At 71.5% G+C, this 9,241-nt stretch carries 5 protein-coding genes; 1 reads left to right on the top strand and 4 read right to left on the bottom strand.

Annotated elements, in window-relative coordinates:
* Positions 1-32: 32 nt before the first annotated feature.
* Positions 33-5,045, bottom strand: coding sequence for an SDR family NAD(P)-dependent oxidoreductase (locus HYQ63_RS38005; RefSeq protein ID WP_373689179.1), 5,013 nt, complete (start codon positions 5,043-5,045; stop codon positions 33-35).
* A 49-nt stretch (positions 5,046-5,094) separates the two neighbouring features.
* Positions 5,095-5,535 (bottom strand): GNAT family N-acetyltransferase, encoded by a 441-nt coding sequence (locus tag HYQ63_RS38000; protein ID WP_179938217.1) that lies wholly within the window; start codon positions 5,533-5,535, stop codon positions 5,095-5,097.
* Between the two features lie 164 nt (positions 5,536-5,699).
* Between HYQ63_RS38000 and HYQ63_RS37995 the strand changes: the two genes are divergently transcribed.
* Positions 5,700-6,287 carry a tellurite resistance TerB family protein gene (locus tag HYQ63_RS37995; protein ID WP_179940946.1) on the top strand — a complete coding sequence of 196 codons (588 nt, stop codon included), beginning with the start codon at positions 5,700-5,702 and terminating at the stop codon, positions 6,285-6,287.
* Positions 6,288-6,482: 195 nt separating this feature from the next.
* Here the strand turns inward: HYQ63_RS37995 and HYQ63_RS37990 are convergent, their stop codons facing one another.
* Entirely contained in the window at positions 6,483-7,271 is a 789-nt protein-coding gene (locus HYQ63_RS37990; RefSeq protein ID WP_179938216.1) for a 2-keto-4-pentenoate hydratase, read from the bottom strand.
* Between the two features lie 180 nt (positions 7,272-7,451).
* On the bottom strand, positions 7,452-8,723 hold the full coding sequence (locus tag HYQ63_RS37985; RefSeq protein ID WP_373689235.1) for a PHB depolymerase family esterase: 1,272 nt from the start codon (positions 8,721-8,723) through the stop codon (positions 7,452-7,454).
* Positions 8,724-9,241 lie beyond the last annotated feature (518 nt).

Raw genomic sequence — 9,241 nt, 5'->3', positions numbered from 1 at the left:
CCGTGAAAGTCCACAAGCAGACGCGGTGTCCGTCAGGACAGTCCCAGTTCCTTGTTCAGCGCCTCGAACAGCTCGTCGTCGGAAGCATCGGCAGCGGGCGCCGGGGCGCCGTCCGGCCCGCCATCCGCCACCACGCCGCTCCGGGCGTCCCGCGCCCGCCGCGACAGCGCCTCCAGCCGGGTCGTGACCTTGGCGTGAGCCGCGTCGTCGTCCGCCGCGAGCGCGGTCAGGGCGGTCTCCATCCGGCTCAGTTCGGCCAGCAGCGGCGCGGCGGGGTCGGCGTCGACCGGCCGGTAGTTCTCGTGCAGCAGACCGGCGACGGCAAGGGGTGTCGGGTAGTCGAAGACCAGGGTCGGAGGCAGTGACAGACCGGTCTCGGCGTTGAGCGCGTTACGCAGTTCCACGGCGCCCAGCGAGGTGAGGCCCAGCTCGTTCACCGCGCGGTCCGGCGGCACGGCCTCGACGCCGTGGTGCCCCAGGATGCGCGCAACATGGCCACGTACGAGGTCCACGAGGAGCTGTTCGCGTTCCGCCTCGCTCAGCCCGCTCAGTCGCCGCTCCAGCGACGCCCTGCCGGACGATGCCCGGCGGGCCGGGGCGCGTACCAGTCCGCCGAACAGGGCGGGAAGTGCCCCCGTCTCGGCCTGTGTGCGCATCACCGCCAGGTCGAAGCGGACCGGAAGCGTCGCGGGCGGCCGCCCGGGCACGGTCGCGGCGTCCAGCAGCGCGAGCCCCTCGTCGGGGGACAGCGGTGGCATTCCGGTGCGCCGGAGCCGCTGCAACTCGGCCTCGTCCAGCCGGTCGGCCATGCCCCCGACCTGGGTCCATGGCCCCCAGCCCAGGCACAGCGCGGGCAGCCCCCGGGCGGCGCGATACCGGGCGAGCGCGTCCAGCCAGGCGTTGGCGGCGGCGTAGTTGCCCTGTCCGGCGCCGCCGAGGGTGCCCGCGACGGACGAGAAGAGCACAAACGCGGAGAGGTCGTGGTCGCGGGTGAGGTCGTGCAGATGCCAGGCCGCGTCCACCTTCGGCCTCATGACAGCGTCCAGCCGCTCGGGCGTCAACGCCCCGAGCAGCACATCGTCCACGATCCCGGCCGAGTGCACGACGCCCGTCAGGCGCCGTCCGGCCACCAGGGCGGCCACGGCGTCCCGGTCGGCGACATCGCAGGCCGCCACTTCCACTGCGGCGCCCAACTCGGTGAGTTCCGCGATGAGTTCGGCCGCCCCCGGTGCGTCCATGCCGCGGCGGCTGGTCAGCAGCAAACTCTTGACGCCGTGCTCACCGGCCAGGTGGCGGGCGGTCAGGGCGCCGAGCCCGCTCGTGCCACCGGTGATCAGGACCGTACCGTCCGGTCCCCACGACGGGGCGCCGTCCAGCGCCGGGACGCGGGCCAGCCTCGGCACCCGGATCTCACCGTCGCGAACGGCCATCTCGGGCTCGTCGGGCAGGCGCAACGCCTCCGCGGGCAGTTCGGCGCCGGGGTCGGCCTCGGCGTCCAGGTCGACCAGGACGAACCGGCCCGGATACTCCCCCTCCGCCGCGCGCACCAGCCCCCACACCGCCGCATGCCCCAGGTCGGTGCCGTCGGTCGCGCCCCGTGTGACGACCACGAGCCTCGCGGACTCCGTCTGCTCATCGGTCAGCCACTTCTGGACGGCGGACAGCACCTGACGGGTCAGCGCACGGAATCCCTCGGGCGTGGTGTCCTCGACCGGCGGGCACGCATAGACCACGTGGGTGCCGATCTCGGAGTCCGCGGGAGGCGCCGGTGGGGCGATCCACTCCACGTGGAAGAGTGATTCACGGCCTCCGGTGTGCGCCCGCACCTCCTCCGTGGAGATCGCACGTGTCTCCGCCGACTCCACCGACAGGACCGGGCGCCCTTCCTCACCGACACGCACCGAGGCCCCGCGCCACGCGTGGGCGAGGGTCGGTTCGCCGTCGGCGCGCACGCCCGCGGCCTCTGCGGCGGCGTCGAGCACCGTGGCGTACGTCGCCTCATCGCGCGCCCAGGAGGGGCCGTCGGCCTCGGCGGCCAGGACGCCCGTGGCGTGCTTCACCCAGGCCGTCCGGCCGTCACGCCGCGCGTGCACGCTGACGGCGCCCGCCTCACCGACCAGCACGCGCAGCGTCATGACGTCCTCGGGATCGGCCATGACCAGCGGCGCATGGAGGTCGAGCTCCTCGACCCGGCCCCGGCCCGTGTGGTCGGCGGCGAACAGGGCCAGTTCCAGGAACACCTGCCCGGGCACCACCACCGCGCCGAAGGCGTCGTGGTCGGCGAGCCAGGGGTGGGAGTCGAGGGAGAGCCGCCCGGTGAACACCGCCCCGCCGTCCTCGGGAAGCTCCACCATCGAGGTCAGCAGCGGATGGTCGACGGAGTCGGCCCCGGCGAGGGCCGTGGGCTGCTCGATCAGCCAGTAGCGTGTGCGTTGAAAGGCGTACGTGGGCAACTCGACGCGCCGGGCACCGCGCCCCGCGAACACCGCGGCCCAGTCCACCGGCACACCCACCGCATACAACCGCCCCACACCCGCGAACACGCCCTCCACCTCGGGACGATCCCGGCGCAGCGTGGCCGCCATCGTGCCCTCGACGGACTGCTGCGCCATCGCCGTCAGCACACCATCCGGCCCCACCTCCAGGAACCGCGTCACACCCTCGTCCCGCAACGCACGCACGTCATCGGCGAACCGCACCGCATCCCGCACATGCCGCACCCAGTACTCCGCCGACGCCACGTCCTTCGTCAGACGGATGGCCGGCCGACCGTAGGTGACGGCCTCGGCCACCTTCCGGAAGTCCTCCAGCATCGGTTCCATCAACGGCGAATGGAACGCATGCGAGACCGACAAACGGCTCGTCTTACGGTCCTTGAACCGCCCGGCCACCGCCGCCACCGCATCCTCGGCACCGGACACCACCACCGACGACGGGCCATTGACCGCCGCGATCCCCACCGCACCGTCCAGCAGTGGCGCGACCTCATCCTCCGTGGCCTGGATCGCCACCATCGCCCCGCCCGACGGCAATTCCTGCATCAACCGCCCACGCGCCACCACCAGCCGCGCCGCATCCTCCAGGGTCAGCACACCCGCCACATGCGCCGCCGCCACCTCACCAATGGAGTGACCGGCCAGAAAGTCCGGACGAAGACCCCAGGACTCGAGGAGCCGATACAACGCCACTTCCAGCGCGAAGATCGCAGGCTGAGTGAACTCCGTGCGGTCCAGGGCCGCCTCATCACCACCCCACACCACCTCCTTCAACGCCGGCCCCGACGCCTCACACACCGCATCGAAGGCCGCCGCGAAGACCGGGAAGGTGTCATACAACTCCCGTCCCATCCCCAGGCGTTGACTCCCCTGCCCGGTGAACAGAAACGCCACCTTGCCGCCGACGCCCGCCACCACATCGCTGATCGTCTCCGACCCCACCAGCACCGCACGATGCTCCAGCGCGGCACGCCCCGTCGCCGCCGAAAAGCCCACATCAAGCTGGTCGTGGTCGTCGGCGAACGCACGGATCCGCTCGACCTGTGCCTGAAGCGCCTCGGCGGTTCCGGCCGAGACGACGATGGGGGCCACGGGCAGCTCGCGGCGTTCCTCGGGCTCGTCCTCGACCGGTGGCGCCTCTTCGACGATCACATGGGCGTTCGTCCCGCTCATGCCGAACGACGAGACGCCCGCGCGGCGCGGACGCTCGCCGCGCGGCCACTTCCTCGGCTCGGTCAGCAGCCGGACGTTGCCCTCCGACCAGTCCACCTGCGGCGTCGGCTCGTCCGCATGCAGCGTTCTCGGCAACACACCGTGCCGCATCGCCTGCACCACTTTGATGATCCCGGCCACGCCCGAAGCGGCTTGGGCGTGGCCCATGTTGGACTTGATCGACCCCAGCCACAACGGCTCCGCGCGGTCCTGGCCGTACGTCGCCAGCAGCGCCTGCGCCTCGATCGGATCGCCCAGCGTCGTCCCCGTGCCATGCGCCTCGACCGCGTCCACATCACCCGTCGACAACCCCGCGTTCGCCAGCGCCTGGCGGATCACGTGCCGCTGTGACGGGCCGTTCGGGGCCGACATGCCGTTGCTGGCGCCGTCCTGATTGAGGGCGCTCCCCCGTACGACGGCCAGCACCGGATGCCCGTTGCGGCGGGCGTCCGACAGGCGTTCCAGCAGGAGAATCCCGGCACCCTCGGAGCAGCCGACGCCATGCGCGCCCGCGCCGAAGGACTTGCAGCGGCCGTCCGTCGCCAGACCGCGTTGTTCGCTGAAGTAGATGAACATCTCGGGCGTGGACATCACCGTCACGCCGCCCGCGAGGGCGAGCGTGCACTCTCCCGAACGCAGCGACTGCATCGCCATGTGCATCGCCACCAGTGACGATGAGCACGCCGTGTCCAGGGTCACCGCGGGGCCTTCGAGCCCGAGGGTGTAGGAGACCCGGCCCGAGACGATGCTGCCTCCGTTGCTGCCCCGCGCGTAGTCGTGGTACATGACCCCGGCGAACACGCCCGTCGGGCTGCCCTTCAGCGACAGCGGATCGATCCCGGCCCGCTCCAGCACCTCCCACGACACCTCGAGGAGTAATCGCTGCTGGGGGTCGGTTTCGGTCGCCTCGCGCGGGCTGATCCCGAAGAGCTGGGCGTCGAACTCGCCCGCGTCATGGAGGAACCCGCCCTCGCGAGCGGCGGTCTTCCCCGGCTTGCCGGGCTCGGGGTCGTAGATGTCCTCGACGCCCCAGCCGCGGTCGGCCGGAAACTCCGAGATCGCGTCCACGCCCTCGTCCACCAGCCGCCACAACCCCTCGGGCGAGTCCACCCCACCCGGATAGCGGCACGCCATCCCGACGATGGCGATCGGCTCCCGGTCGCGGTGTTCGATCTCCGCGATGCGTTTGCGGGCAGCGCGCAGATCCGTGGTCGCGCGCTTGAGGTAGTCGAGAAGCTTCTCCTGGTTGCCCACCACAGCCACCCCGGGTCGAAAAGGCGCCCGACACTGCGACGCGCGCTTGCCGGGAACGCTACGCAGGGCGAAAAGCCCCCCCAACCCCTGATCGCCCCTAACCTCGTAACGCCTCTCCGCCCGCCGCTCGCGGCTACGCCGACGCCTGTTCCGGACCCCGTTCGGCTGCCGGGGGCGGCAGGTGGATCAGTCCCGCGTCCGTGGGGCGGAAGCCACAGGCGTCGACATAGAAGTCGCGCAACCCGGGCTCGAAGTCGACGTGCAGCCACTCGCAGCCCGCGGCGCGCGCATGGGCCACCGCCAAACGGACGACAGCCGTTCCGATACCGCGGTGCTGGTGCGTGCCCCGGGTCTTCGTATCGATCAAGAAGGCGTGGGCGCCGCCGTCCCACGCCACGTTCACGAAGCCGACCAGAGCTCCATCACCATCGCGGGCCCCCACCCAGCCGAGACTGTGCTCCTTGACCCTGCTCCACCAACCGGCGACGGCTCTGCCGCCGTGAGAGCGGACGAGGTCGGCCATCTCCTCGTCGGTGATGGGGTCACGCCATGCGTACGAGATCGCTCCACTCATCCTGCCAGCGTCGCCGACCGGCGCGTGTGCCGTCTCCTTTTACGTGTGCTTTGCTTTTCGGGAACCCGGTCGCCGTCGGGCGCGTTCACCTTGAACAGACCGCGAAACAACGTGACCGACGAGCAGAACCGGACAAGCAGCAACAAGAAGCCGAGGTGGCACCAATGGCAATGTGGGACCGGCTCAAGGACCAGGCCAAGAACCTCCAGCAGGCCCAGAGCGGCCGGGGAAGGGGCGGGCCCGGGCAGGGGCACGGATCCTTCGGGCAGGGGCAGCACGGCGGCCACGGGTCCGGCTCGTCCTCCGGCGGCTCCAAGGCCCAGCTGGTCGGGCTGCTCAAGTCCCAGCTCGCGTCGGTGAAGACCGAGCTGAAGAGCGGCGCCTACCGCGATGCCTCGATGGCGATGTGCGCGCTGGTGGCCGCGGCGGATGGGCACGTCGAACCGGCGGAGCGGCAGCGCGTCGAGGAGCTGATCACCACCAACGACGTCCTCCAGAACTTCCCGGCGGACCAGCTCCGCCAGCGGTTCAACAAGAACCTGGACCGGCTCATGGCCAACTTCCAGCTGGGCAAGACCGAGGTGATGCAGGAGATCGCCAAGGCGGCCAAGAAGCCGACGGAGGCCCGCGCGGTCATCCAGACCGGCATCGTCATCGCCGGGGCCGACGGTTACATCGAGCCGTCCGAGCAGCAGGTCATCCACGAGGCGTGCGCCGCCCTCGGGATCCCGGCCACCGAATTCGGAATCTGAGCCGCACGCAGGCCCCGGGCTACCCGGGGCCTGCGGCCCGCGCCCCTGCGTGGGCCGTACGTCACCGGGTGCCGGGTTGAATGAGCCGGAAGGCCGGGCGGGCGGCGGTGCGCTGCGCGGCCTGGCGCAGGCGTGCCCGGGCCGGGCGACGGGGCGGTGGCGGTGTGCGGGGAGGGCGGGGTCGCCCCGGTGGCCTCAGGTGAAGGTCACCGACACCGGCCCGAGGTCGCTGAAGCGTGCCTCGATCCGCTGGCCGGCGCTGACGAACGGGGCGCCGGTCATGGTCCCGGGCAGCACCAGGTGCCCGGGTTCCAAGGCGATGCCGAACTCGGCGAGGGTGTTGGCCAGCCAGGCGACCGCGGCCGCGGGGTGGCCCAGCACCTCGCTGCCGCTGCCCGAGGCGACCCGCTCGCCGTCGACCACCAGGTCGGCCACGACGGCGGCCAGATCGGGCGCCCCGGCCAGCGGTGTCCAGGCGCCGCAGACCAGACCGGCCGAGCTGGCGTTGTCGGCCACCGTATCGGCCAGGGTGATCTTCCAGTCGCGAATCCGGCTGTCGACGATCTCCAGGGCGGGAGCGACCGCCTCGGTAGCCGCGAGGACGTCGTCGACGGTGACGCCCGGCCCGCGCAGCGGATCGGCGAGCCGGAAGCAGATCTCCGGTTCGATGCGCGGGGCGCAGTAGCGCGCCGCGGGCACGGAACCGCCGTCGCGGTGGACCATGTCGTCCAGCAGATGGCCGAAGTCCGGCTCGTCCACGCCGAGGAGCTGCTGCATGGCGGCCGCGGTGAGCCCGACCTTGTAGCCGACGACCGTGGCACCGGCGGCCAGGCGCCGGGCGATGTTGTCCCGCTGGACGGCGTAGGCGTCAGCCACTTCCAGACCGGGCGTCAGCTCCGACAGCGGGTCGATCGGCGCCACGGCGCGCTCGGCCTCCCGCAGCAGCCGTCCGGCTTCCTCGCGCTGTGCGTCCGTCAGGGTCATCCCTTGCTCCTCCCGCGATCCGCACCGTGGCGTCGAGGATCCGCTGACGCGACTCCAGAACACTACAGCAACGTGATGGCGCCCCGGCAGGGGACGACAGCGAGGTGGCCTGCGGCGACACGGGTACGGCTGGACGACGCGAGCGGGCCGCGGCCCGTTCGCTCGTCCGCCCCGAAGACGTCAGGTACAGGTCTTTCCGTTGAGGGTGAAGGCACCCGGAGCGCTTGTCGTCCCGGTGTGGTTGGCCTGATAGCCGATGGTGACGCTCGCGCCCGGGGCGAGCGTGCCGTTGTAGGCGGCGTTGGTGGCGGTCACGGCTCCGCTCGCGGGGCTGTACGTGGCGCCCCAGCCGCCGGTGATGGCCTGGCCGGAGGGCAGGGTGAAGCCCAGCTGCCAGCCGTTCAGCGTGGTCGTGCCGGTGTTGGTGACGGCCACGGAGGCGGTCAGGCCGGTGCTCCAGGCGCTGGTGGTGGCCGACACCCGGCAGGCGCCCGGCTGGGGCTGGGGCGCGGGGCCGTTGGCGTCCAGGCCGAAGAACGTGATCACACGGGCCGCCATGCCGCTGGTGACCAGGTTGTGGCCGACGCCCTGGAGGCTGATGGCCTCGACGGGGGCCCGGTCACCGGTGGATCCGTACCGGGTGCGGGTCCAGCCGGACTGGGGGGAGTCGGTGCGGGCTGGGGTCTGACTGACTCCGTGCACGTTCGTCCACTGCTTGATCTCCTCCCCGAAGTTGGGGTAGCGCAGGATGTCGTCCTGCGTTCCGTGCCAGAGCTGCATACGCGGCCGGGGCCCGCTGTACCCCGGGTAGGCGCCGCGGACCAGGTCGCCCCACTGCTGCGGGGTGCGGGTGATGGCGCCGTTGGCGCAGTCGCTGTTCCACTCCGACCCGTTGGTGGTGGCGAAGCAGGCGAACGGCACGCCCGCGAACGCGGAGCCGGCCGCGAACACATCGGGGTAGTCCCCCAGCAGGACGTTGGTCATCATCGCGCCGGAGGAGGTGCCGGTGGCGAAGACCCTGCTGGTGTCGGCGGAATAGGTACGGGTCACCCAGTCGACCATGGACTTGATGCCCACCGGGTCGCTTCCCCCGCCGCGGCGCAGCGCCTGCGGTGAGGAGACGTCGAAGCACTTGCTGCTGCGGGTGACGGACGGGTACACGGCGATGAAGCCGTACCGGTCGGCCAGGGAGGCGAACTCGGTGCCGGAGTACATCGCGGGCCCGGATCCCGTGCAGTAGTGCACGACCACCACCACGGCCGGGTTCGGGGCGACGTTGTCCGGAACGTACAGGTACATCTGGAGGTTGCTGGGGTTGGTGCCGAAGTTCTTGATCTCGGTCAGGGTCGCGGTGGGAGCCTTGGCCGCCGCGGGAGCCTTGGCCGCCACGGGAGCGGCGGGGGCCTCGGTGGTCGCCGTGCGGGCCGAGGCCGCGGGCGCGCCCAGCAGCATGACCGCGAGTAACGAGACCAGCGCTCCGACGAGGGCGACGAGCACCGAACGCCGTGGTCCGCGCGGGGTGGTGCGGGTCGATGGGGACACGTCCTCATCCCTTCCTGATCGCGGTTGCGGATCAATCGTGACCAGGACATGCCGCCGAAGAGCGCCCCCGTGCGCGGCCTGCCCGCGCAGCATCGTGGCATGAACACGACCGTCATGGAAGCGCTCCCACGACAGGTGGCACCCCGCAGGGCAGCGGGACGATGCCCACGGCGCGGCCGTCGTCGTCGAGCAGCCGCCCCATGTGCTTGACCGTGCGCAGGACCAGCGAACGGTCGTCAATGGTCAGACGGGGAAGCCGCCGGCCAGATGCGCTTCGAAGGCGTGGACGTCGCCCAGGGCGCGCAGCCAGACGTCGATCACCAGATTGTGCGGACCCGCCATGATCGCGCACGCGCGAACCTCACGGAAGCCGGACAGCACACGGCTCGCTGACGATCCTGGGCGTGTTCTACGGGTTCGGGATGCCG

The organism is Streptomyces sp. Rer75, assembly GCF_013414305.1.
Taxonomy (GTDB): Bacteria; Actinomycetota; Actinomycetes; order Streptomycetales; family Streptomycetaceae; genus Streptomyces; species Streptomyces himastatinicus.
Note: the sequence above shows the minus strand (reverse complement) of the source record. Positions and strands in the feature narration are given on the sequence as shown.

Excerpts from the sequence above, each read along its gene's own strand:
- HYQ63_RS37995 (WP_179940946.1), top strand. The coding sequence starts at position 5,700 with ATGGCAATGTGGGACCGGCTCAAGGACCAGGCCAAGAACCTCCAGCAG.
- HYQ63_RS38000 (WP_179938217.1), bottom strand. The coding sequence starts at position 5,535 with ATGAGTGGAGCGATCTCGTACGCATGGCGTGACCCCATCACCGACGAG.
- HYQ63_RS37985 (WP_373689235.1), bottom strand. The coding sequence starts at position 8,723 with ATGCTGCTGGGCGCGCCCGCGGCCTCGGCCCGCACGGCGACCACCGAG.
- HYQ63_RS37990 (WP_179938216.1), bottom strand. The coding sequence starts at position 7,271 with ATGACCCTGACGGACGCACAGCGCGAGGAAGCCGGACGGCTGCTGCGG.